This window comes from Undibacterium sp. TC4M20W (assembly GCF_049340245.1).
Taxonomy (GTDB): Bacteria; Pseudomonadota; Gammaproteobacteria; order Burkholderiales; family Burkholderiaceae_D; genus Undibacterium.
Genome location: NZ_JBMPPI010000006.1, coordinates 196,605 through 220,825, shown reverse-complemented (window position 1 = coordinate 220,825; position 24,221 = coordinate 196,605). Strand labels below are relative to the sequence as shown.

At 51.8% G+C, this 24,221-nt stretch carries 16 protein-coding genes; 7 read left to right on the top strand and 9 right to left on the bottom strand.

Annotation, left to right across the window (positions count from 1 at the left end; translation table 11 throughout):
• Positions 1-7: 7 nt before the first annotated feature.
• From ACO0LL_RS10560 to ACO0LL_RS10545, 4 genes are all read right to left on the bottom strand, one after another.
• Positions 8-355, bottom strand: a complete 348-nt coding sequence (locus tag ACO0LL_RS10560) for a hypothetical protein (protein ID WP_422950824.1) — start codon at positions 353-355, stop codon at positions 8-10.
• Between the two features lie 141 nt (positions 356-496).
• On the bottom strand, positions 497-1,186 hold the full coding sequence (locus tag ACO0LL_RS10555; RefSeq protein WP_422950823.1) for an energy transducer TonB: 690 nt from the start codon (positions 1,184-1,186) through the stop codon (positions 497-499).
• A 56-nt stretch (positions 1,187-1,242) separates the two neighbouring features.
• Positions 1,243-2,088 (bottom strand): 3-deoxy-8-phosphooctulonate synthase, encoded by an 846-nt coding sequence (gene kdsA, locus ACO0LL_RS10550; protein ID WP_422950822.1) that lies wholly within the window; start codon positions 2,086-2,088, stop codon positions 1,243-1,245.
• A 182-nt stretch (positions 2,089-2,270) separates the two neighbouring features.
• The gene (locus ACO0LL_RS10545) at positions 2,271-3,269 is read right to left on the bottom strand and encodes a hypothetical protein (protein WP_422950821.1); all 999 of its coding nucleotides are present in this window, start codon (positions 3,267-3,269) and stop codon (positions 2,271-2,273) included.
• Between the two features lie 393 nt (positions 3,270-3,662).
• Between ACO0LL_RS10545 and ACO0LL_RS10540 the strand changes: the two genes are divergently transcribed.
• Together ACO0LL_RS10540 and waaA are read left to right on the top strand one after the other, a co-directional pair.
• The gene (locus ACO0LL_RS10540) at positions 3,663-4,565 is read left to right on the top strand and encodes a DMT family transporter (RefSeq protein ID WP_422950820.1); all 903 of its coding nucleotides are present in this window, start codon (positions 3,663-3,665) and stop codon (positions 4,563-4,565) included.
• Between the two features lie 3 nt (positions 4,566-4,568).
• A complete protein-coding gene (gene waaA / locus ACO0LL_RS10535) occupies positions 4,569-5,846 on the top strand; it encodes a lipid IV(A) 3-deoxy-D-manno-octulosonic acid transferase (RefSeq protein ID WP_422950819.1) in 1,278 nt (425 codons plus the stop codon).
• Here the strand turns inward: waaA and ACO0LL_RS10530 are convergent.
• Complete coding sequence (locus ACO0LL_RS10530) at positions 5,841-11,117, bottom strand: two-component regulator propeller domain-containing protein (protein WP_422950818.1); 5,277 nt, start codon at positions 11,115-11,117, stop codon at positions 5,841-5,843. The genes waaA and ACO0LL_RS10530 overlap by 6 nt on opposite strands.
• 701 nt (positions 11,118-11,818) lie before the next feature.
• Between ACO0LL_RS10530 and ACO0LL_RS10525 the strand changes: the two genes are divergently transcribed.
• Positions 11,819-14,305 carry an adenosylcobalamin-dependent ribonucleoside-diphosphate reductase gene (locus ACO0LL_RS10525; protein WP_422950817.1) on the top strand — a complete coding sequence of 829 codons (2,487 nt, stop codon included), beginning with the start codon at positions 11,819-11,821 and terminating at the stop codon, positions 14,303-14,305.
• Between the two features lie 529 nt (positions 14,306-14,834).
• Here ACO0LL_RS10525 and ACO0LL_RS10520 read toward each other — a convergent pair.
• A complete protein-coding gene (locus tag ACO0LL_RS10520) occupies positions 14,835-15,590 on the bottom strand; it encodes an SDR family NAD(P)-dependent oxidoreductase (RefSeq protein ID WP_422950816.1) in 756 nt (251 codons plus the stop codon).
• 82 nt (positions 15,591-15,672) lie between these two features.
• Between ACO0LL_RS10520 and ACO0LL_RS10515 the strand changes: the two genes are divergently transcribed.
• On the top strand, positions 15,673-16,596 hold the full coding sequence (locus ACO0LL_RS10515) for a LysR family transcriptional regulator (protein ID WP_422950814.1): 924 nt from the start codon (positions 15,673-15,675) through the stop codon (positions 16,594-16,596).
• Between the two features lie 437 nt (positions 16,597-17,033).
• Here ACO0LL_RS10515 and ACO0LL_RS10510 read toward each other — a convergent pair whose 3' ends face one another.
• The 3 genes from ACO0LL_RS10510 to ACO0LL_RS10500 form a co-directional block, all read right to left on the bottom strand.
• On the bottom strand, positions 17,034-17,363 hold the full coding sequence (locus tag ACO0LL_RS10510) for a hypothetical protein (protein WP_422950813.1): 330 nt from the start codon (positions 17,361-17,363) through the stop codon (positions 17,034-17,036).
• A 28-nt stretch (positions 17,364-17,391) separates the two neighbouring features.
• Positions 17,392-19,050 (bottom strand): tyrosinase family protein, encoded by a 1,659-nt coding sequence (locus tag ACO0LL_RS10505; RefSeq protein ID WP_422950812.1) that lies wholly within the window; start codon positions 19,048-19,050, stop codon positions 17,392-17,394.
• Positions 19,051-19,206: 156 nt separating this feature from the next.
• Positions 19,207-21,291: a multicopper oxidase family protein gene (locus ACO0LL_RS10500; protein WP_422950811.1), complete on the bottom strand. Its 2,085-nt coding sequence runs from the start codon at positions 21,289-21,291 to the stop codon at positions 19,207-19,209.
• A 593-nt stretch (positions 21,292-21,884) separates the two neighbouring features.
• Between ACO0LL_RS10500 and ACO0LL_RS10495 the strand changes: the two genes are divergently transcribed.
• The 3 genes from ACO0LL_RS10495 to ACO0LL_RS10485 all read left to right on the top strand — a co-directional run bounded on the left by ACO0LL_RS10495 (position 21,885) and on the right by ACO0LL_RS10485 (position 24,150).
• Positions 21,885-22,274 carry a tautomerase family protein gene (locus tag ACO0LL_RS10495; RefSeq protein WP_422950810.1) on the top strand — a complete coding sequence of 130 codons (390 nt, stop codon included), beginning with the start codon at positions 21,885-21,887 and terminating at the stop codon, positions 22,272-22,274.
• Positions 22,275-22,337: 63 nt separating this feature from the next.
• The gene (locus ACO0LL_RS10490) at positions 22,338-22,796 is read left to right on the top strand and encodes a MarR family winged helix-turn-helix transcriptional regulator (RefSeq protein WP_422950809.1); all 459 of its coding nucleotides are present in this window, start codon (positions 22,338-22,340) and stop codon (positions 22,794-22,796) included.
• Between the two features lie 166 nt (positions 22,797-22,962).
• The gene (locus tag ACO0LL_RS10485) at positions 22,963-24,150 is read left to right on the top strand and encodes a GAF domain-containing sensor histidine kinase (protein WP_422950808.1); all 1,188 of its coding nucleotides are present in this window, start codon (positions 22,963-22,965) and stop codon (positions 24,148-24,150) included.
• The last annotated feature ends 71 nt before the right edge of the window (positions 24,151-24,221 follow it).

The following is a 24,221-nucleotide window of genomic DNA, read 5'->3' as shown; positions in this document are numbered from 1 at the left end:
GCTAAACTCACATAGGCGAACAAATGGCAGAGAATTTTTCCTGATGTCGTAAAAGGACGGGCCGGATAAATGGGGTAATCGACCTTGCATCACTCAAATCCTCAGTATCAGTACATGACCAATACCAGACAAGATGAATATGCATGTCAATATCTCGCTCAAGCAAGTCCAAAAACTGCTTCCAGCTCTCGCTGCGCAGAAAATTCTCATTTTCATCTATGGTGTCGCAAGATGATTGCAATAGCATGGCCATGAGCGTGAATTTTTCATCCTCGCTTAATTCACCACTAGCATAGACGACAAGAAATTCATCTATCCTGCTCGCATCAGCAACTTCATATTCCCAATCCTGCATATTTTTTTCATTGGGCAGATTGAAGCGTATTGCAGTGCGTCCATGGCAGCTCTGGTGGGGAAGCGGTAAAGATGATCGAGGTCTGCGAACATAAATCTTAATGCACCTTTACCGTGAAGCATTTACTGATAATGCCCGCATTTACTTTGACCGCAGAGGCAACAGCCGCAGTGAAATGACCGAAGCCAGGTTTCCTACTGCATCGAATGAAGGTTTAAACTTGCAAGAGCTGACGAGCTTGACACTTTCCTGATTCAATTTTGGATCAAGCGACCACTCAAGATTGGTTTTCTCAATACCTCCATCCTTATTCAGCCAGACACCAACGACAATACCACGCCCTGGTTCATTATCTTTTGCAAAACTGACGAAATCGGACTTGTTACATGTTCCCGCCAAAACTTCTGCAGGCTTGCTTGGAACATTACTTTCAAGAGACCATGCGTAGGCAGTCTTGACGTAAAGTCTTTCTGTTTTAGGATCATCGAAAATTTGGCAACCCATCATTGCAATCAAGACAGCTTCATCCAATGCACGCCAACCACTACTACGTGTGACCTCTGCCATCGTCACTCTCCCTTCGGAATTCACAGCTAAATCCAGCTCCGTCTTTCCCACCATTTCATAGCGTAATGCAAGTCGTGGGTATTCTGGTTTCTTACAACGATCATATGAAGCTTTTAGCAGGAGAGTCGGTTTTATGTTTGGCACAACTGAAATGCTCGGAATATCTTTCAATTCGGTTTGCGCCCATACTTCAGATACTCCAAAATGAAAATTTAGCAGAGTTAATACAAGAGTAGAAGTAATGAAAATTTTATTTTTAAACATTTTTTATACAAGTCTGAATGCGGAGTGAGGAAGCACCTTAGAAAATGAATTTGAGATTAAATCTCCAACATCCCAAACGACTTCACCAAATCATCCAGCGACTTCAATTGCGCGAGGAAAGGTTCCAGCTTATCCAGCGGCAAGGCGCTGGGGCCATCACACTTGGCTTGTGCCGGATCAGGATGCGCTTCGAGGAACAGGCCCGCCAGACCAGTCGCCATGCCCGCACGCGCCAGTTCGACGATCTGTTCGCGACGGCCACCTGAGGCTGCTGCGCCAGCTTCACGTTGTTGCAGGGCGTGGGTGACGTCGAAGATGACAGGCAGGTTGTTGGTGACTTTTTTCATGACAGCAAAACCTAGCATATCGACCACCAGGTTATCGTAGCCAAAGCAGGTGCCGCGGTCGCAGAGTATCAGTTGGTCGTTGCCTGCTTCCCTGAATTTTTCGACGATGTTTTGTACTTGGGAAGGGCTCAGGAATTGCGGCTTCTTGATGTTGATGACGCGGCCAGTTTTGGCGAGTGCGACGACGAGGTCAGTCTGGCGTGCCAGAAAGGCGGGCAGTTGCAAGACATCGACGACGTCTGCCACTTGCGCAGCTTGCCATGGTTCATGTACGTCGGTGATCAGGGGGACACCAAATTCTGCCTTGATGGCTTCAAATATCTTCAAGCCTTCTTCCAGGCCAGGGCCACGGTAAGAATGGATGGAAGAACGGTTGGCCTTGTCAAAGCTGGCCTTGAAGACATAGGGGATGCCCAGCTTGCTGGTGACACGTACGTATTCTTCGGCAACGCGCAGGGCCATGTCTTTGGATTCCAGCACATTCATGCCACCGAACAGGACGAAGGGGCTTTGATTGCTGGCTTGAATTTGTGAGGTGATGGCGACGGTAGTCAAGATGATTCCAATTCTTAAAAATAGGCTGTTAAAACCATATGTACAAGCGATTTATTTTCAACAATACCTTAGAGGCTGTTGCAAAGTTAAGATGGCTAGGCGCCGCCGACGCAGACAGTACTTTAGTACCGGGTTTTACATCTGGGAGGCGCAACAACGCCAGATTAATTTTGCAACGGCCTCTAAGAAACCCAGCGCAAGTAATCTTGCCATTGCGGATCAAATTCGCTGCTGATATCAAACTCCAGCGGGGCAAAGTTTTGTGCAAGTTTATGCGCCTTGGCCAGGGCGGTTTCTACATCGCTGACATGCCAGTTCATGCTGCGCACATTGCCGTGCAGGGTGATCTGGCTGGTGATGCCTTCCTGGGTTTGTGCTAACAGGGTTTCAAGCTGGTCTTCAAACTCGCGGGCGGCTTCAAGATCATCTTTATTGTCCAATACCACATCGACTTGCACGCGCCACAGCATGTCGGCCCTGCCAACCAGAGCCATGGCAGATTCATTGCGTTGTACCAGCAACTTGTCGTCAGGGTCGGTATTGCTGACGAGCTCAAAACCTGTCCATTCATTTTCACCGGTCGGGAACAGGGCCGTATGACCAAGCTCATCGCGCCAGAAATGATCGAGCACAGCCGGGAAGGCAGCCAGGCTCACCGTGTCTTGTCCGGGTTCGTCTTCCATGAATTCTACCGGGCCTATCTTGATGGCGAAATCATATTCACCGATGGCATGGTCCAGCAGGATGAAGGACATGTGCCTGGCATGATCGACCATGTCTTGCGGTATGGGTTTGGCAAACCATAATTGCAAACCCACCCTGCCTGCGTCGGCATAATGGCCAACCAGCACATCGTCAGGGCTGAGACTGAAATTATCCATGGACATGCCAAACTCACCCATTTCTGTGCGTGCCCGGAAGGCCGTTACATTGCTGAACATGGTCAGCTTGGGCGCTGTCTGCGTCAGCGACATGACATCCTGAAAATGCTCCGTTGCGCCGTGAGCCGTGATGATCAGGTCATAGACGCCATCTTCAGTCTTGCCTTGCAATTCAGCAGCCAGCTTGGGGAAATGGGGTTCCAGCAATGCATTGATGGCTTCCATGACATCGCGAATTTCCATTTGCTGTAATTGTGGCTGTGCATTTGTCAGTGCTTGCCAAAAGAGGTCTGTGCTCATCTATTCATGTCCTGGATGGTGGAAGGCTCAACATGTCCTTGCATGTTGTTTAAGAGGCATAGGATATCATTTTATGGGGGTGGTTTTGTAGAAGTGCAAAGTGCCTTGTTCAGCTTTACTAAATTTTCAAGCAACATGCTTAGCGACAAACGCCACTGGGCTCCTGCCTGCGCAGGAGCGACGATTTTAGAGTCTTACCTTTATCAAATTACCCGGCCTGCAACGTCAAAGAACTTGCATTAGAGGCAAATAATTATAAAATTTGCAAGGATTACATTCATTGTTAATAAAAAACACACATCTTTTGCTGTGTATTAAGCTCCAGCAAGACATAACCCCTGCACACCGTTTTCAGGTATATTCCCTCCTCTTCGCCCACACTCCCCAAGCTTGATGTCTGCTCATCGAAAAAATCTTGATGGTTTTGCCATTTCCCTCATGCTGGTGCTGTGCCTGTGCTGGGGTTTGCAGCAGGTGGCGGTTAAATTGGCGGCGCCTGTTATCGGTGCCACGATGCAGCTGGGTTTGCGGTCTGGGCTGGCTGCGGTGCTGGTGTTGTTGCTGATACTTATCAAAAAGATTCCATTTTCTTTGCGTGACAAACATCTCATGCCCGGTATTGCGGCGGGTGTTTTGTTCGCTGTCGAATTTTTATGCATATCGCTGGGGCTAAAATACACCACGGCCTCGCATATGTCGGTATTTTTATATACCGCCCCTATTTTTACCGTGCTGGGCCTGCACTGGCTGATCCCGGCGGAGCGCTTGCAATCGACACAGTGGCTGGGCATATTGTCGGCCTTTGCGGGGGTGGCCATCGCTTTCTCAGGGGCCTTCAGTAGTAGCCAGCGTGATGTGGCTGACATGCTCATCGGTGACAGCTTTGGCGTGGCGGCAGCCGTGTTGTGGGCAGCAACGACGATTACCATACGCAAGTCCAGCCTGTCTGAAGCTGAACCAACGACTACACTGTTTTACCAGTTGGCTGTGGGTGCGGCGATCCTGCTGGCATTTGTCATGCTGCGCGGTGAAAGCCTGCCCACGCAATTGGATATGACCAGCATCGTCAGTCTGTTTTTCCAGACAGTAGTGATTGCCTTTGCCAGTTACCTGACCTGGTTCTGGTTGATGCGGCGTTATCTGGCATCACGTCTTTCTGTCTTTTCTTTCCTGACACCCTTGTTCGGCGTGGCCGCTGGTGTCATTCTTATGCACGATCCCATTAGCCCACGCTTTGCGCTGGGTGCAGTACTGGTCTGTGGTGGTATTGTATTAGTGAATTTCCGTCGGACATAAAGCATGCGTCTTCTTTACTCCCTGGTATGGGGCCTGTCCCTGCCGTTTGCCCTGTTCCGCCTCTGGTGGCGTGGCCGCCTTGAGCCTGGCTATCGCCAGCATATAGGCGAACGCCTGGGCTTTTACCCAGCCGCTGCCAGTGTGCCAACGATCTGGGTGCACGCCGTCTCTGCCGGTGAAACCCGTGCAGCAGAACCGCTGATACGTGCCCTGCTGGCACGCTGCCCTGAACACCGTATCCTGCTCACGCATATGACTGCCACCGGGCGAGAAACTGGCGGCAAGCTGTTTGCCGATGTGGGCCCACGACTGCAACAGGCGTTTTTACCGTATGACATCAACTGGATGATCGTGCGCTTCTTGCGGCATTTTTCGCCGCAACTGTGCATACTGATAGAAACAGAAGTCTGGCCCAACCTGATTGCGCAGTGTGAGGCCAAGTCCATACCTGTAACACTGGTGAATGCCCGCCTGTCTGAAAAATCCTTGCGCAAGGCGCAACGCCTGGCTTCGCTGATACTGCCTGCCGCTCGGGCTATCAGCAGCGTGGCAGCACAATCAAATCCCGATGCCCTGCGCCTGCATGAGCTGGGCATAGAGCAGCCGGGTGTCACTGGCAATATGAAGTTTGATGTGACACCCCCTCCATTGATGGGTGAACGCGGTGCGGCCCTGCGCCGCAGCTTTGGTGATCGTCAGGTGATTTTGTGCGCCAGTACCCGCGATGGCGAAGAAGAACTGATACTGCAAGCCTTTGTCGAGCAAGTGCCTTTACTGCAAACCAACCCGCTGCTGATCATCACACCACGCCACCCGCAACGCTTTGACCATGTGGCCAGCCTGCTGGAATCACAAGGCATCAAATACCTGCGCCGCTCCAGCCTGAACCATGAAGAAATTGCCCCCATAGGTAAAAACATACAGGTCGTGCTCGGTGACAGCATGGGTGAAATGTATATGTATTATGCGGCCTGCGATATCGCCTTTGTCGGCGGCAGCCTGGTACCACTCGGTGGACATAACCTTATCGAAGCCTGTGCCATGGGCAAGCCTGTATTGACAGGTACGCATACCTTCAATTTTTCTGAGATCACTGACCAGGCCATTGCCAGCGGCGCGGCCTTCCGTGTTGATGGTGCACTGAGCCTGTTCCGCCAGGCCCATGCCCTGCTGGCGGACAAGCCAAAATGCCAGCGCATGGGTGAGGCAGCCTACACGTTCTTTTTGCAGCATCAGGGCGCAACTGCACGTACCATGCAGATGCTGGAAAAATATCTATGATGCGGTACTGCCGACAGGACTGACATTGTCGAGTATCTGCAGAGCCGCCTCAAAGTCAAACACCTGCAGGGCCCGCACAAATTCATCAGCCTGCGCCCCCAATACCTGGTGCATGCTGGGCTGGTGAGTGTTGAAATAATCGAGTGCTTCACTGTCTGAGTCTTCAAGATACTGACGCAGCGTGGCAAACAAGTCAGCAATTTCTGCGGCATCAGTAGTATCTGTGCCCCGCCCTGCCAACCCTGCTTCCTTTTCCTGTGTGGCGGCTTCTTTGCCTGCCTGATCTTGCAAAGCCTGTTTCAGGGCATTGATAAGCTCTGCACTGGTCGCACTGAATTTTTGTAGCAGCGCCTCATTCTCTTCAGAATTTTCTATAGCCAGCTCGAGTTCGGTGGACACGGCGGCCATTGTAGTCGCACCGATATTGCCAGCAGCACCGCGCATGGTGTGGGCTTCGCGCTCTGCAGTGCCACGGTCACCCCGCTCCAATGCCTGCCTGACCTTGTCTGGCGTACTTGCTGCACTCTCAACAAAAATTTGCAACAGGCGCAGGTAAAGATCAAGATTCTGGCTGCAACGGCGCAAGGCAGGCGCAACATCGACACCAGGGATAGTCAGATCGTGAACAGGGGCTTCTGGCTTGACTGGCTCTGCCTTAGTGGCTGTTGTGGCGGATGTAGCAGGAGCATCGTGTACGCTACCAACAACCGCAGCCGTCACGGCTGGTGCTGAGTCTTCATTCTGATAACCTGGCATGCGCTGACCACACCAGCGGGCAAGAGTGGCAAAGAAACTGTCAGGATCTATCGGCTTGGCGATATGGTCATTCATGCCGGTATCGAGGCAGCGTTGCCGCTCTTCATTCATGGCGTGTGCGGTCATGGCAATGATGGGCAAATCCAGCCATTCGGGGTAAGAGCGGATGACGGTAGTGGCGGCATAGCCATCCATCTCCGGCATTTGCAAGTCCATCAGCACGATGTCATACGGGTTGCCCTGGTTCAGCTTGTCGATGGCGATGCGGCCATTGTCGGCCACATCAACGATCATGCCTGCCTCGGTCATCAGCTCGGCAGCAATTTGCTGGTTGATATGATTGTCTTCTACCAGCAGGATGCGCATGCCTTCAAAGCGGCAATCACTATGGGTCTCGACTGCAGTACTGGCAGGTGCCTCGCGCGTTGCTGCACTGATGCGCAGTAATACTTCGAGCAAACCAGCCATGCCCGTTGGCTTGGACAGATAAGCAAGCGGTGCATAAGTCCTGGCCTGCATGGTGCTTTCATCAAAGTTCATGGTGGTCAGCATGATGACCTGAGGTGCTTCGCTGCCCATGCTGGTGGCGATGGCATTCATGGTGGCGGCACCATCCATGTCTGGCATATGGGCATCAAGCAACAGCAGATCATATGGCTGAGCATGTACCCTGGCTTCGCTCAGCATGTGCAGGGCCAGTTTGCCGCTGTTGGCGGCGTTCACTATCAGGCCAAGTTGCTGGCCCAGCTTTTGCAGATGCAGGCGGGCGACATCATGGTCATCCACGACCAGCAATTTCAGGCTTTGCACCTGCTCTGGCAATATGATTTGCGGGGCCGGGGTAGCAAACGCGAACCAGCAGGTGAAATGGAAACTGCTGCCTCTGCCAACCTGGCTTTCAACCCATATCGTGCCACCCATAAGTTCAACCAGGTGCCTGGAGATCGTCAGGCCCAGCCCGGTGCCGCCATATTTGCGGGTAGTGGAACTGTCGGCCTGGGTAAAGGCCTGGAACAGGTTTTCCTGCTGCTCTTCTGTCATGCCGACGCCGGTATCCTGCACGCTGAATTGCAGTTGCACCTTGTCGATTTCTGCCTGCACCTGCTTGACCAGAATGATGACAGAACCCTGGTCGGTAAACTTGATGGCATTATTGACCAGGTTGGTAATGATCTGGCCCAGACGCAAGGGGTCGCCGTGCATGCTGTGCGGGACATGGGTATCGATATCAAATACCAGCTCTATGTCTTTCTCTGCGACATTGTGGGCAACGATGGTGGCGACATCGTCGATGACATCGGCCAGCACAAATTCTGCCGATTCTATATCGAGCTTGCCGGCTTCTATCTTGGAGAAATCCAGGATGTCATTGACGACGCCAAGCAGCGAAGTACCGGCGCTGTGGATCTTGTCGATATAGTCGCGCTGTTTCAGGCTCAGGCGGGTTTTCTTGGCCAGGTGTGAGAGGCCGATGATGGCATTCATCGGTGTGCGTATTTCATGGCTCATATTCGCCAGGAAATATGACTTGGCAACCGTAGCCTGCTCAGCCTGTTCCTTGGCTTCGCGCAGTTCATCTTTTTGCAGATAGGTCTCGGTTTCATCTATCCAGAAACCATTCCATATCCAATCACCATTGACGCGCTTGGGATTCACGGTTTGCGAGCGCAGCCAGCGCACCTTGCCATCGACGAGAACACGCTGGTGGAAATTGCTGTAGGTGCGGTTATCGACTGCCCGGTTCAAACTGGTTTCGGCGGCATCACGGTCTTCTGCCAGTGTAGTGCGCCAGCGGGCGTCCTTGTTGGCCAGCAATTCTGCTGCCGGTACGCCCAGAACGTTGATGACGTTTTCACTGACGTAGGCATATTCTCTTTGCCCGTCTGGTCTTTCACGGTATTGATAAACCGAGAGCGGCAAGACGTCGGTCAGGTCGGTCAGGCGCTTGCGTTCGCGGTCTGCCTCTGCCGTTCTTTGCCTGACCAGTTCTTCGAGCTGGCTTTGCTGGTCAGAGAAGCGGCTGACACGCCAGCGATAGACCAGGAAAATCAGACCCAGCAGGATAAGGCTGACAATGATCCTGAACCACCATTCCATCCAGAATGGTGGCGTGATGGTGATCAACAGGCTGGCACCTTCACTCCATTCACCATCCTTGGTGGCGGCGCGGGTTCTGAATATATATTCACCAGCCCCCAGATTGGTATAGTTGGCTGCGCGGTGGGCACCGTCTATCTGCACCCAGTCCTGATCAAAACCGTCAAGCTTGTAGGCATAGCGATAATGCAGGGGATCGGAATAATTCAGCGCTGCAAATTCTATCGATACAACACTGTGCTTGTAAGACAGGGTGATGGACCTGGCATCAGAAATATTGCCATCCATCTTCACGCCTTCAGGCAATTTGCCGCCACGCACAGACTGGTTGAAAATCAAAAAGTCAGTAATCGTCGTGACAGGCTCGGTATTGTTGTCGCGTATGGCCTTGGGATAAAACCAGGCCATGCCCTGGAAACCACCAAAGTAAAGTGCGCCGTCTGCATCACGGTGGCTCGCACCTACCGTGAAAGTGCCATCAATGAGCCCATCATCAGCGGAATATTTTTTGACAGTCTTCCTGTCCGGCCCCAGTTTGTACAGGGCTCCATCAGTACTGATCCACAGATTACCAGCATCATCTTCAGCAAAGCCTGCAATCGCATCATTGCCGAGCGCTCCCGCATAGCGGATGAAGCTGAGCTTGCCGTCAGCCCCCTGCACCATCTGGTTCAGACCGCTGGCCGTGCCTACCCAGATCACACCCGTCTTGTCTTCATACACCGCATACACGCGACTATGGCTCAGGCTGGCGGGGTTATCCGGTTCATGCTGGTGATGTTCAAAGCGGCCCGTACTGCGGTCCAGTTTATCCAGTCCACCAAAGCTGCCGACCCAGAACTGGTCGCGCCGGTCAAACAGGATAGACACGACACGGCCATGAGAAAGACTGTCGCTGTCCCTGGGATTGTGCATATAGCGCTTGAACTTGCCGCCCTGCATAAGGTTCAGGCCATCATCGCTGCCCACCCACAGATTGCCCGCCTTGTCATAGGCCAATGAATGCACAATGCTGGAACTGAGGCTGTCTGCCTGCTTGGGGACATTCTGGAAATGCTGTGCATGCGCGGTCACGGTGTCAAACAGGTTCAGGCCATCCTGGGTACCAACCCAGAGCTTGCCCTCAGGTGCCAGCTTCAAAGCCCTGATCTTGCTATTACTGAGACTGTCTGGCACGCTGTCGAGATGATGATAGGCGCGTACCTGACCGCTGGCCTTGTCGAGACGGTTCAGGCCATCGCCGGTACCTATCCAGACCACGCCGTCCTTGCTGGTGATGGCGGAGACTGTGTTATTGCTAAGGGTCTTGGCTTCGCCCGGCAAATGCAGCAGGCGTTCGAACCCACCACTGGCCAGATTGGTACGGCTGGCACCACCAAGCCAGGTGCCTACCCATAAGGTGTCGGTACGGTCTTGCAGCAGGCGCGTGACGCGGTTGTCGGTCAGGCTGTGCCTGTCGCTGGCATGATGGCGGTAAGATGAAAACTTGTTGTCAGCAGCGTTCCAGCGCTTGAGACCGTCATCGGTGCCTACCCAGATCACACCATCCCGGTCTTCGAGCAAAGAAGTGACAGGACCCGGTTCGAGGTCTTCTGCCCGCCCAAAGCGGCGTTTTTGCTTATGGTCGCGTGACCATAGCTCAAGACCTGCCGAGGTGGCTATCCACAAGTTGCCCTGCTTGTCACTCAGCAGCGCCTGTACATTATTGTGGCGCGGGTCTGGCTTCGCATCACTGTCGAGGCGAAAATTCTCAAAGCTGGTCTTGCCGCGATACATGACACTGACACCGGCATTGCTGCCTGCCCACAGATTGCCATCCTTATCCAGGTTCAGTGCACTGATCTGGTCACTGGCAATACTGGCGACGTCTTTGTCGTCATGACGCAGAATCTGGAAGCGGGCAGTATCCGGGTCAAAATGCGCGAGGCCATCGCCCGTTGCCAGCCACAGGCCTGAGCTGCTGTCACCGATGATGGCCTGTATCTGGTTACCGCCCGAGCTGCGGATATCGGCAAGGTTGCGCTTATACCTGACCATGGTCTCGGTCGCCATGTCATAGCGATGCAAACCGCCATTGCGCGTACCTACCCATATCCTGCCCTTGTCATCCTGATGCAGGGCCCAGACCCAGTTATCGGTGAGGCTGTCTGTACGGCTGGGGTCATGGCGGAAAAATACCACCTTGGAACCATCATAACGATGCAGGCCACCCTGGGTGCCAAACCACATATAGCCCTGGCGGTCTTGCAACATGGATTGCACGGATTCGTGCTGGAAGCCCTGGTCACGCCCAACCTGCTCAAAGCGCAGGCTTTGGACACTGACAGCACGGGCTGGCTGACAAAACAAAAGGAGAACCAGGCACAGCAAGCTGGTGCAGGCGAACAGGAACTGGGGAAAAGTATATCGCCTAGCCAAACTGCCCTGCCTCATTATGTGCCCTCTGTTTTTATTGAATTTCTTGGATCAAATTTTGTTCAAGTATATGTTATTCAGTCATTAAGAAATCACTGTTAGCCCCGAGTTTCACAGAGTTTTTCACAGTTTGTAGGGATTTCGCTAAAAAGCGGCAAGTTTGGCTAGACTTACTGACATCAGAGCCCCATCTGGACGCGAATGGAAACAAAAAAGTAGCCAGTCGGGTAGCAAAAATACATATCTGCCAGGCAAGCCGGATAAGGAATTTTTTTATCTATACAAACCTCTTCATGCCATACAGACATGATTGCCGGAAAGATAAAGTCCGACCCAACTCCCTGCATTTTTATCCAAAATCGTGCATCGCTCAGTCAGTTTTCACCAGGCGCGAAAGTGGCGCGTTTCCTTGAGAAAATCTGGCTTGGCAATTTTGTTATGCCTTGCTGGAAAGATTGCCCCTACCTAGATTCAGCTCAAGAAAAATTATCGCGGCGGGGTTTATAATGGGAGCGATCAGACATCAGGATGGTTGGCATTACGATGCCTTAAATTCAATAGGGCAATACTTGTTTTAATAAGGACTACGCCATCCTGCTTCCCATCTAATACCAGGAAAATCAACCTGGCACCTTGCCCGTTTTCTTTAACAGGCAGGGCTTAGGATTCATCTCTGCAACAAAGTAACAAAGAAAACCATTCATATGAACGCAAACGAAAAAATTTTAGGATTGACAGAAATGTCTCCTCAAGAAATCTCTCTCGATGTCTTGCTCGAAAAATACGCCAAAGGCGATGAAGTCACTATCCATGATGTGCAGACTCGCGTTGCCAGGGCACTCGCCAGCGTAGAGCAGCCAGACTTCCAGGCTTACTACGAAGAAAAATTCTTGTGGGCGCAAAAGAATGGTTTTGTACCGGCAGGCCGTATCAATTCTGCCGCTGGCATGGACTTGCACGCGACTCTCATCAACTGCTTCGTCCAACCGGTAGGTGACTCTGTTTCCAGCGCTACCGATGGCAAGCCTGGCATTTATACCGCTTTGGCAGATGCTGCAGAAACCATGCGTCGCGGTGGCGGTGTTGGTTATGACTTCTCCACCATACGCCCTAAAGATGCACTGGTGCGTGGCACGCGTTCACGCGCTTCTGGCCCGGTGTCTTTCATGCAGGTCTTCAATGCATCCTGCTCGACCGTTGAATCTGCCGGTGCACGTCGTGGTGCGCAGATGGGCGTCTTGCGTGGCGACCATCCTGATATCCTCGAATTCATCCGTTCCAAAGACCAGGGTGGTTTGACCAATTTCAATATCTCCATCGGTGTTACCGACGAGTTCATGGAAGCAGTCGCCAAAGATACGGATTACTGTCTGGTCCACAAGGCTGAACCGGGCGAAGACAAAAAAGAAGCCGGGGCCTACCAGCGTGAAGATGGCCTGTGGGTATATCAGACAGTGCGTGCGCGTGATTTGTGGGATGAAGTCATGAAATCGACCTACGACCATGCAGAACCGGGCATCCTGTTTTTGTCGCGCATGAATGCAGAGAATAATCTCTACTATTGCGAAAAGATTGAAGCCACCAATCCATGCGCAGAACAACCACTGCCTGACTATGGTTGCTGCTGCCTGGGTTCGATCAATCTGACTCGCTTCATCAAGGGCGCATTCACTGATGCTGCCGAATTTGATTTCACAGCCTTTGAAGCGGTAGTGACTGTTGCCACACGCATGCTCGACAATGTGCTCGATGCTACTGCGTGGCCTTTGCCACAGCAAAAAGCGGAAGCCATGTCCAAGCGCCGCGTCGGCCTGGGCTTCCTCGGTCTCGGCAGCAGCCTGGTCATGCTGGGCCAGCGTTATGATTCCGACGCCGGTCGTGCTTTCGCACAAAAAGTATCTGAAGTCATGCGCGATGCTGCCTACCTGGCATCGGCAGAACTGGCCAAAGAAAAAGGTCAGTTCCCATTATTTGACAGCACAAAATACCTGTCCGGTGCTTTCGCCAAACGTCTGCCTAAAAATGTACGCAATGCGATTTCAAAACATGGTTTGCGCAATTCCCATTTGCTGTCCATCGCCCCTACCGGCACCATCACCCTGGCCTTTGCCGACAATGCATCGAATGGCATAGAACCGGCTTTCTCCTGGGTGTATAACCGTAAGAAACGCATGGCCGTTGGTGATGCCAAAGTCTATGAAGTGGCGGACCATGCATGGCGTTTGTACCGTCATCAGGGCAATGATGTATCTGACGACAGCAAGCTGCCAAAACAGTTTGTCACCGCATTGAACATGTCTGCCAGCGACCACATGAAGATGTTGCAGGTCGTGCAGCCTTACATTGATTCTGCGATTTCCAAAACCGTTAACGTACCGGCAGATTATCCATACGAAGATTTCCAGAACCTGTACATGGATGCCTGGCGTGCTGGCCTCAAAGGCCTGGCAACTTACCGTCCGAATAGCATACTCGGCAGCGTATTGTCTGTCTCCACGGAAGCCGCACCAGAAGTCAAACAGACACCTGACGACGACCTGCTGCGCAAACAATTCGATGGCCGCCCATTTGGCGACCTCGAATCCGTGACATCCAAAGTGCAGTACATGACTTACGAGGGCAAGAAAACTGTCTACCTGACAGTCAGCTTCATCCACATAGATGGCATGGTTGGTGGCGAGCGCGTGACGATAGAGCGCCCGTTTGAATTCTTCATGCCTGCTGGCCAAAAGAATGATGGCCAGCAATGGATATCAGCCAGCATGCGCCTGCTGTCGATGGCAGCACGCTCAGGCGGCTCCATCGCCAAGGCCCTGGCAGACATGCGTGAAGTGGTGTGGGACAAAGGCACGGTACGCTGTGGCATGATCACCAAGGACGATGGCTCACAGGCACCACTGTTCCATGAATCCGAAGTCGCCGCCATCGGTTACTCGCTGCAACGCATATTGATGAAACGCGGTTTCCTTGATGCGTCCGGCAACCAGATCCCTATCACCGTACTGGCAGAAAAATTCAAGCAAAGAAGCCATCACTACGGCATGGACGACCTGGCCTATGAAGCTGAAACTGCGCCGATCAGCTATATCCCGACTGGCAAAAAATGCCCGGATTGCGGCGCACATGCCCTGCAAAAAATAGATGGCTGCAGCCGTTGCGTTTCTTGTGGCTATGTTGGGGCTTGTGGTTAATTTTTGCTGGCTTCATTGCGCTTATTGATGTGGGGTACACCATAAGTCGCTATACTTTCAAGCATTAAAATATTGTGGGCTTGAGTGACATTTATTAAAATATTGTGGGCTTGAGTGACATTTTCTTAATCAATTTTTTCCAGCGTATTGACTGAAATTTCCTTGGTAAAATTTTCAAAAAATTTCACGATAATTAGAATAAATAAACAATGGGAAGTTCGGATTTCTGAACTTCCTATTTTTATATATTAAACGGGGTATTTGTTGTGAGCGTCAACGATTCGAGCTATCAGCCAGTATCTGGAAAGAGTTGACGCCCACCTGCAGAGTAATCGTCACCGACATGCCCGCATTCCATGCGTTTTCCGGCGAAAATTAAGTGCAAATAACGGAAGTGCCGTCTGACTGAATCCGGCAGTTTGGGATGGTTTGCGATATTGCATGCGGCAAGCCATCAGCCAGTCGGACCTGTTGCAAACGATCCCAGGCTGACGCCGCAAGACTGGTGCTAGCCTGGCCTGAGTCGCCCTTACCAGGGTATTTCTGAACCGGCATGTTCAAACTTGCCGGTTCGACTATTCGGCGGCAACATTGCCAAATCAACGATGGTCTTTATGCCTTCTTCTACCGACAGCTCGGCATATTCAGTGCCAAGCTCAGTGCGGACCCATCCAGGATAGGCACTGTTGACCTGGATACCCAACGGTTGGCCCAGTTCCGCAAGGTGAGTGGTCAGCGCATTCAGTGCCGCTTTGCTGGCATCATAGGCAAATGGTTTGACGCCGACCAAGGGCCCGCCCGGATCGGCATGGTAGGTGTTTGATCCCATCCGGCTGCTCACGTTGACCACATTGGCATGACCGGCTTTAATCAGCAGCGGCCAAAGTGCCTGGGTCAAGGCGACCGTTCCAAAAAAGTTGGTTTCAAAGGTCCGCTTCAGGGTGACGGCGTGAATGGTGATAGTAGTGTTGCCGACCCAACCACCATCGAGCATGATGGCGGCATTGTTGACGAGCACGTCCAAAGATCCATGCCGTGCCTCGATTCCCTTTACAGCAGTAGTGATCGACGAGGGATTGTCGAGATCCAGTGCGATCAACTCGCCTTTATTTCCTTTTTCCCGTATTTCCGCAAGCAAAGCCTGCGAAGCATCGATATCGCGTACGCCGATGAGGACAAAGTATCCAGCCTGCGCCAGGTATAAGGCGGCGGCTTTGCCCAAGCCCCGTGACGCACCAGTGACGAATGCCACCGCTTGCCGTTTCTGCTGATTCAATTGTGTCATTTATTTTCCTCGGTTAGGTTTGACGACAACGTGGATTGTGCGGGAGAATCAGATATTGAAACAGTAGGTAAGAAATGAACGTATGGTTTCCATAAAAAGAACGATCGATAGTGGATTGCTGGAAGTGTTTGTCCACATCGTGCATCATGGTGGCGTCTCTGCTGCAGCCGTCAAGACTGGAAACACGAAATCTGCCATCAGCAAACAGCTTGCTGCGCTGGAAACACACTTGCAGGTGCGTTTGTTTGAGCGCAACGGGCGCCGGATGATGCTTACCCAGGAAGGCAAGTCGCTGTTCGCCCGCGCAGAATCCATCCTGGCCGATTTTGGTCAATTGGTCGAGGACGTGCAGAACCAGAAAACCCTGGTCCGCGGCACGGTTCGATTGGCGGCCTCGCCGGAATTCGGCGCGCTATTGTCCGAACACTTTATTCCGCAGGTGCTGGCGCGCTACCCGGAACTGAAGATTTCCATGTCGCTCGAATATGCATTTGACGACCTGCATGATCCCGCTATCGACCTGGCGTTACGGCTCGGTACAGTTCGCGATGAGCGTCTGGTGGTACGCCATCTAGGCGATCTCCAGCGCGTGCTTGTTTGCAGTAAGTCTTATTTGAAATCGCATGCCATCGGGGCGGTTGATGACTTGGCTACAGCAGAGGTAGTGCTGTTTTTGCGCGATGGCCCGGAACCCTCCTGGACCTTGCAATCAACTGCCAATGCCGCAGAAACATGCGAGGTCAGGCTGCGTGGCAGATTTGCAGTTCAGGGCGTTGGCGCCCTTGCGCGGGCCGCCATCGGAAACTTGGGTGTTGTGCAGATTCCGGCGTTTGTTGCCGCGCCACATATTGCCGATGGTAGCCTGGTCCGCGTTCTGCCCCATTGGGATCCGATTCCCCTACCGGTTCAGCTTGCTTACCGGGCCGGTGTTTCACGCGTGAGTCGCGTCCGTGCCGTCATAGAGTCCGCGACAACGATCATTCCGGAGCTTCTCGATCGCTTATGAGGAAAACAGTAAAGCCTGATTTCGACGCGCAACCCGACACTGCATTTGCCAACGCGTGTCACCTTGGGTACCGTCGGGTATCCTGCTGGCCCTTCGCCGGTGAGAAACGCATATTTGCACGGTGTACGATTCTTTTCTTTCGAAAGATTCGATTTCGTTGCGAAGGATATGTCCTTTTTAAGTAAGGTCTGTACCGTGTATGTAGTTGGACGGTGTCGCTTGACCTTCCTCCAAATAATGCCTGGTAATGCCACGTCAATCACTCCTATCCCGTAGTCATCAAAATAAGTAGGATTGTGTGCTAAACGTGGGTCACAATAGATGCAAATTACCCAGCAAAAAAAATGTAGCGGCTTATGGTGGTGTGTTCCACAATTAAGCTAAAACCTGTCCAGATTTATGGATGACGCCATAAATCCGGCCAGGTGCTCAGTAAGTCAGGGATGCATGCCCTCTTTTACCCATTGGTCATATAAATCAATTTTTTTCTGCTCCATGCGTCTGTCCTGGCCGCCTGGTGGCATGGGGTGTGAGGCTTTGACAGGCTTGCCTTTGTCGGGGCCGTCCTTTACCAGCAGGGGCGGTGCGCCAACTGCCTCGTCATAGCCATGGATTGCCACCTGCACCTGATAATAAAAGCGTTTTACGCACTCATAGTCGTCGAGCTCAAGGTTGGCCGTACCTTGTGTGTCACCTAGCACTACCCTTTTCATGCAGGCGGTGTAGCGGGCAAAAATTGGTTTGATATCACTGTTAAACGAAACCATCATGCACTCCTGATTGTATCTGTTATCGTTATTTGCTGTAATTGATGACGGGGGCGCTGAAGGCAAATTTGCCCGATGGATTATCGCGTGAGCTGATGCCCAGGGTGACTGTCCATTCCTGCCCGTCCTTGCCGCCAAGGCGCAGGTTGTTGATATCCTTGCTGATATCTTGCGTCAGCCTCAAAGGCACACTGCTGCCTGCATCATCATGATGGTGGTGATGTCCGGACAAGGCCCAATAGCTGGCGCTCAGGACCAGATAACGCATGCGAAAATCTTTATTGCCGACATCAGCAGCGACATCTTGCGGATGAAAATAAACATCCACCTGGTAACTATAATCATCACTGCCCGCGTCGCGCACGATGTCGATCAGGGCTTTGCTGCCATCCAGTGACTGAATTTTAACCTTGCCCTGAACGATTGCATTCGGGCGTGCTACCGGGCCATGTGCGCCATAGCTCATCAATTCGCTGAACAGGCTTTGCGGGTTGTCACCCAGGGTGGCACCTGGCAAATTATGCTTGGCAACGATGGCATCAATCTGGCTTTTTGGAACAAACTCGCCGAAGGCACCAGACTGATAGGCAAACCCCTGTTTTTTGGTATCGTAATACAGCTCTGCCCGCCCCATGTTTTTGCTGTAATTGCTGAAGGGTTCACGCTTTTTGCCAATGCCTTCTTCAAAGCCGACCGGCAATTGCAGACGCGCATCCTGTTCGCCGCGCATGAACCAGTTGCCACCTGTGATGGTCTCGCTGCCGTGTTCTTCTATCCATTTTTCGAGAGCATAGTCAATGAAGGCATGGAAGGAATAAAACAGGGGGTCAAGCCCGGCTGTAGCGGGGTTACGTAAGTATCCATGCACATACTCATCGTGCATGGTGTCGTGGATTTGCGATTCAAATGAGCCCGAGTTACCGGCACCACCCAGAGGATAGCCACCAAAGGATTGCCAGTCCTGCTTGTAAATCAGGTAGCCCATCAGATAAGGCGAAGTGTAGCTGGGCATGGCAGGTTTGCTGCCTGCGGGATTTTGCAGCCTGTGCTTGAACCACAATGGCGATGCGGCATCTTCAAAGGCTTTGGGGTAACGGCTGCCGGTGGGCGGCTTGGTGAAGTTCCAGTAAGGGACGGTAACATTTTTTGTGCTCGGGCCAGACAAGCCTTCCGGGTCAGCATCCTGCAAGGCTTTTTCATAAAAATAAAACTCGGCCCGGTGCCACTGGAAAAAAGTGTCTTTCCTGTGTTCACACATGCCTGGATTTTCATAGATGACGTTGCCAGCGCCTTTCACCTGGGTCTCAAAGCTGCAGGTATTGAAGGGATTGGCCATCGTATCATTGATGTCATTACCCATATTTAATTGCCCGTTGATGACTTCATACAATTGCTTGTTGTCACCGCTAGCCAGTGCATATTGCCGCTTGTCATTCACCGCAACTGAGGTGCAATTGTGGACCCAGGCCTGCCATAAAAAGCCTGTTCTGTCATAAATGTTCTTTGCACTTTTGACTTTCATCATTTTCACTGCATGCTCGAAGGCGGCCAGTTCTTCTGCACTGAGTTCATCAATGTTTTTGCGATATTTCACTTCCCGTGGTGCTGCAATTTGCGCGCAGGCATTGATGCTGAAGCAGCTTGCAAGCAGCAAGCCAGCCAGCAAGCGGTATTTTGAGATATTCATTTTGTACCCTTTAACTCTTGTTGCCCAGGCCTGGCTGGCAGATGCAGCAGTGTGGCTGCCGGATTACCGGTTTACAGCCACACTGTGTATTCAGGAAGTTTGCTTACTACCGAAAATATGGATCAGTGCATAAATCCGTACTTGGATGTGCGTGCGTCAATGTGAACCATGCGCCCCATGCCCACCGACAGAGGCACCGCCATTACCATCCGGCAGCACGACCTTGACGTTTTGCATCATGCCCTGGTCTTCATGATCGAGGATATGGCAATGCAGTACATACTCGCCGATATAGCGCTGATAGCGAGTGCGAGTTTTGACGGTATAGCCTGGTGTCGCCATGATGGTGTCTTTCCAGACTCCTTGCATACCGGCGTATTGCCCGATTGTCTTTGCTGTCGTATCTGTCAGTGCGCTGACATCAACACCGTTTTTATCGGTGATGCTGATAATCTGGTAGGGATTCACGTGGATGTGGAAAGGATGCTGTATCGGTGCTTCACCCGTGTCAGTTGGGTTATAAGACTTGATATGCCATTCCTGTACCTGGCCCAAGATCAGGGTCTGATGAACTTCAGACGGTACATAAGGTGCACCATTGACGTCAAAGATAGTCTTGCCGTTACGCTGATCGATACCCAGTACCAGGTCAACCGGCTTTTGCGGATCGGTAAGTTCGGATTCGGGTATCGCTTTATGCGGTACAAATTTGGTCAGTTTCAGGCCATCTTTCAAATCCCTGATAATGGTATCGCGCACACTTTTTGACAACAGGCCAGCGGCACGTACCAGTTCTTTGGTGACGAATTGCGTTTGATCACCGCTGGTCTTATTGCCGGTAGCATGAATCACCGTGATCACCTTCGCATTATTCGGCAAGGCTGAGATAAAGTCAGGTGCGCCTGAATCGCTATAGACGCAATAATCGCCTTTTTCTGGCAAGCTGAACAAGATATCGCTGCGATAACCGGGTTGCAAGGTATTGGTGACCTTGGCAAAAGCGCTGGGGCGGGTCAGGCCATCGGTTGCGACTTCAAACTGCAATACGTCGATGCCATTACAGGCGTTTTTTACTTCAGCTTGCAAGGCCTCGGGTGTGGCGGCAGTTGGAGTCAGCTTGCTGACGTCATTGATTTTGCGGATGCGCAAAACGATGGATTCACGTACGCCTGCGTCTATCAAACGCCAGCGATACAGTTTGCCCGCTTCCATCATCAGAGGCTTGGCAGGATTACGTGCAAAGCCGTTGATCAGGGTATGGCGGCCAGATTTATTCCAGGAACCGGGGGCGAATTGCGCTTTGAAATCCTGCACTACACCAATGTCACCTTTCTTGCACAGCCAGGTGCCATCAGGATTGGTCTGTATCACGTCTATTTCTTTGCCCGGTTCTTTGGGGTCAGGTCCCTTGATGAAACAGGCATAGGGAATCTGTTGCATCAGCATTACTTCGCTATAGTTGCCAGAAGCGGGCTTGAAAGGATTGAGCAAGGTATCAAGATCACCATTGCTGAGCACAGTAGGCTGTCTGTCGCCTTTGACGATCAGCGCACCGGCCATGCCACTGCCTACCTGCACCGCAGTAGAACCATGCACATGCGGGTGATACCAGAAAGTGCCGGCAGGGTGATCCGCCGGTACATTGTATTCATATTCAAAATTGACCTTGGGCTTGATCGCCAGCAGCACATTGTCGCTATTGCCCGATGGTGAAATCCACAAGCCATGTGAATGCAGATTGGTGGTGTTGTAGCAATGCGGTGTATTGATATTATCTTTTGCAACCAGCTCACAACCCGGTTCCTTGTCGAGGCGGTTACTCAGGTCAAAGCGCACGGTTTGCCCAGGTTTCATGACTACCGTAGGAGCAACAAAGTCGGGGCGCAGCAGATTAGGGGCACCAGAAACATTACGGCCATATGAACGCAAGGACACCTGGTCATATTCGCCTGTCGAGGGATTGTAGATAAATCCCGATGTCATTTGTATCGGCAGGAAATAACGGATTTCACGACCTGATCTTTCCACCATCTTGCGCTGCTCGCCACTCAGCAGATTGGCAGCGGGCTTGATCAGGTCTGCCGCTACATCCTTGTCATCAACCTGGCTGGCCAGTGGCGGCGCCTGTGGCGCTTCTTTGGCTTTGGCATCCTGTGCCAGCGCAGCCTGACAGAACATGCTGACCCCGGTCACGGCGGCGACACCAGCCAGGCGGCGCATTTGCTTTAATTTTGTGTGCATAAGATGCTCTTGAATTTGATTGATGGAAAGGAGTGAGGATGACTTTTGCAAGCAACTCATAATGTGTATATGAGCTTTGGTTTCTTTTTATGAAGCAATATTGCCAAACCGAATTACCCACATCTGGAAAACATGGTTTCGCTACATAAACATTCATTTTGGTCATTATTTTTTGCCAACCCAAGTTTATAAAACCACCATCTAACTTGCAACAACGTTAAGCTGTCAAAGCACAAATTCGTTGTTTTTTCGATAAATTTTTCAATTTGTTTCAAATTCTTGTTTTAGCTGTGCCTAATCCAGTTTCCAGAATTGTCTGGAAGATGGTGTCGCTCCTGTCAATCAGGTGTGAATGTCTTCATGGTATTTCTGTTGGCGAGTTTTCCACTGCAGCAACGAGAGCACGTACCCCCAGGCTTTCTTGACAAATGCTGGCATATGCAATTAAATATAAATATTGGCATATGCAAGTATTTTCAAAAATACTTGCGCCAATGATTCACTCTGTTGCCTGCCTGTGACGTGCCGTATTTTGCCGGTGGACTTAACAACAGCCTGTCTTGGCCTTTACTCACTGAACCAGGAGATACTCGATGCCTTATTTACAGCTGGACGTCAACGACAGCTATCCTGCCGACCTCAAAAAGACCCTTGCCAGGCAGATGGCGACCACCTATGCCAGGCTCATGACGGTCGATATACGCCGCATCAGCATCGCCATCCGCGAACTTGGCGAGGGAGGTGTCTGGAGAATGATAGATGGCGAGCCTGTTGCCGTTGCTGTACTGATGTGCGACATCCGCAAGGGACGCACGCCAGAACTCCGCATGGAGGTCGCCAAGGCGCTATGTGCTGATTGCATCGCGATCCTCGGCCTGCGCGAAGACCGGTTGAATGTCGAGTTCACCCAGCATACAGGAGATGAGATGTATCACCCTACACTGGGTGGCTTCAGCCCTGAATGGTCTGAGAATGAAGCATAGACCTGCTGAACCGACTGGGAACGGCGTGATGAATAAACCAAATAAACCACATGGAGGCAGGATTTGACTCAGCAAAGCGCCAAAGACCCGCTTGTTTGCAATGGTGCTGCGCTACGCAAGGCCAGCCGCCGTGTTACCCAGCTATATGATGCCGTTCTCGCTCCATGCGGGCTGACTATTTCCCAGCGCTCAGTGCTCGTGCATGTGCAGCGTGCGACATCACCGACGATGTCGGAACTTGCTCATGCGATGGTACTTGACCGCTCGGCGCTTGCGCACAATCTGAAGCCTTTGGAGCGTGACGGCTATCTCGTGCAAACCAGGGACGCCAAAGACGGGCGAAGCAAACGCGTCACCCTGACGCCAACCGGCGCAGAAAAATTGAATGACGCAAATCTGTTATGGCGAAAAGCGCAGGCACGCTTTGAAAAAACCTATGGCCCTGAGCGGGCAAAAGCCCTGCGTTTTGCGCTGGCAGATATTTTTACCGACGACTTTGCCGAGGCTTTTTTGCTGGACTAGGGAGATCAGTTGGCGATGGATATAACAATGCGATTGCGCTTCTGCGTCTTTGCGGTGGGTACGCAGTTCAAGCTGCCGTATGGCAATGCCGTACGACTAATATCCGTAATCTGGCAATGGCGGCAGGAATGATGGTAGGATAGGAAATCCCTTGCCTGAGTGAATAATGCCCTACGAAAAGTCAACCGATGTCGCAATGATACAGAGCATGGATTCTGTATCCACCATACTTGAAGCAGTGGCCGCTACCACAGGCTTGCGTTTTGTATGTATAGCCCGTGTTACTGCTGATTCATGGACCACATGTGCCGTCCTTGATCAACTGGAATTTGGGCTAAAAGTCGGTGACGGTCTTGATGTGACCACTACCCTGTGCGAAGAAGTGCGCGATACCGGCAAAGCGGTGATCATTGACAGCGTCAAAGACGACTTGAAATACAGCGACCACCACACACCACGGATTTATGGTTTCCAAAGCTATATATCCATTCCTGTGTTTCGTCCGAATGGGGATTACTTTGGCACTTTATGCGGTCTAGACCCACTGCCAGCCAAACTGTCAACCGCTGGCATCGTAAAAAGCATGACGCTGTTTGCGCAACTTCTTTCATCGCAAATGGATTCAGAAGAAGCACTCAGGGATGCCCGAAAAAACCTTGTCCATGAACGCGAGACATCTGAACTGCGCGAACAATTCATTGCTGTACTGGGTCATGATTTGCGTAATCCGTTAGGTTCTATTTTAACGGGAACCGATGTCTTGCTACTGCAAGGCGCGACAACGCAAACCAAGACCGTCATTGAACGCATGCGAAGAAGTGCCTTGCGCATTTCCAGCCTGGTCGATGATGTGATGGACTTTGCACGGGGCCGTATGGGCGGTGGTATCTCTTTGAATATGCGCGAGAATACCGAGCTTAGCCAAGTTTTTCAGCAAGTCGTTGATGAACTCAGCAGTCTCTACCCATATAGAAAAATCACCGCTGATATAACACCGCATTTGAGGATGTCATGTGATGCGGGACGATTAAGCCAGCTGCTCTCCAATCTATTAAAAAATGCCCTGGTTCATGGCGCGCCGGACACACCTGTGCATGTGCAGGTTCAACTCAATGAAGGCATGCTGGAAGTGAGCGTGACCAATGCCGGGCAGGCAATCCCTCCGGACGTGTTGCTTCAGCTTTTCAAACCATTCTGGCGGTCTTCACCAGCCATGGGAAATGACGGACTGGGCCTGGGACTCTACATCGTCGCTGAAATCGCCCGCTCGCATGGTGGTACTGTTGACGCACAATCGAACACGACGGCTACCACATTCACCTTCCGCGTCATGGGTGCGGAAGTTGCTATGTGAATGTGTGGCGCTTGCAGATTCGGGTAAAGCATCTCTCGGAAAAATTCTTGCCAGTCAGCTATTTCCAGTCG

Coding starts and splice junctions, on each gene's coding strand:
- ACO0LL_RS10560 (WP_422950824.1), bottom strand. CDS start 355: ATGCAGGATTGGGAATATGAAGTTGCTGATGCGAGCAGGATAGATGAA.
- ACO0LL_RS10495 (WP_422950810.1), top strand. CDS start 21,885: ATGCCTTATTTACAGCTGGACGTCAACGACAGCTATCCTGCCGACCTC.
- ACO0LL_RS10485 (WP_422950808.1), top strand. CDS start 22,963: ATGCCCTACGAAAAGTCAACCGATGTCGCAATGATACAGAGCATGGAT.
- ACO0LL_RS10505 (WP_422950812.1), bottom strand. CDS start 19,050: ATGAATATCTCAAAATACCGCTTGCTGGCTGGCTTGCTGCTTGCAAGC.
- waaA (WP_422950819.1), top strand. CDS start 4,569: ATGCGTCTTCTTTACTCCCTGGTATGGGGCCTGTCCCTGCCGTTTGCC.
- ACO0LL_RS10500 (WP_422950811.1), bottom strand. CDS start 21,291: ATGCACACAAAATTAAAGCAAATGCGCCGCCTGGCTGGTGTCGCCGCC.
- ACO0LL_RS10520 (WP_422950816.1), bottom strand. CDS start 15,590: ATGACACAATTGAATCAGCAGAAACGGCAAGCGGTGGCATTCGTCACT.
- ACO0LL_RS10510 (WP_422950813.1), bottom strand. CDS start 17,363: ATGGTTTCGTTTAACAGTGATATCAAACCAATTTTTGCCCGCTACACC.
- ACO0LL_RS10515 (WP_422950814.1), top strand. CDS start 15,673: ATGGTTTCCATAAAAAGAACGATCGATAGTGGATTGCTGGAAGTGTTT.
- ACO0LL_RS10555 (WP_422950823.1), bottom strand. CDS start 1,186: ATGTTTAAAAATAAAATTTTCATTACTTCTACTCTTGTATTAACTCTG.
- ACO0LL_RS10545 (WP_422950821.1), bottom strand. CDS start 3,269: ATGAGCACAGACCTCTTTTGGCAAGCACTGACAAATGCACAGCCACAA.
- ACO0LL_RS10540 (WP_422950820.1), top strand. CDS start 3,663: ATGTCTGCTCATCGAAAAAATCTTGATGGTTTTGCCATTTCCCTCATG.
- ACO0LL_RS10525 (WP_422950817.1), top strand. CDS start 11,819: ATGAACGCAAACGAAAAAATTTTAGGATTGACAGAAATGTCTCCTCAA.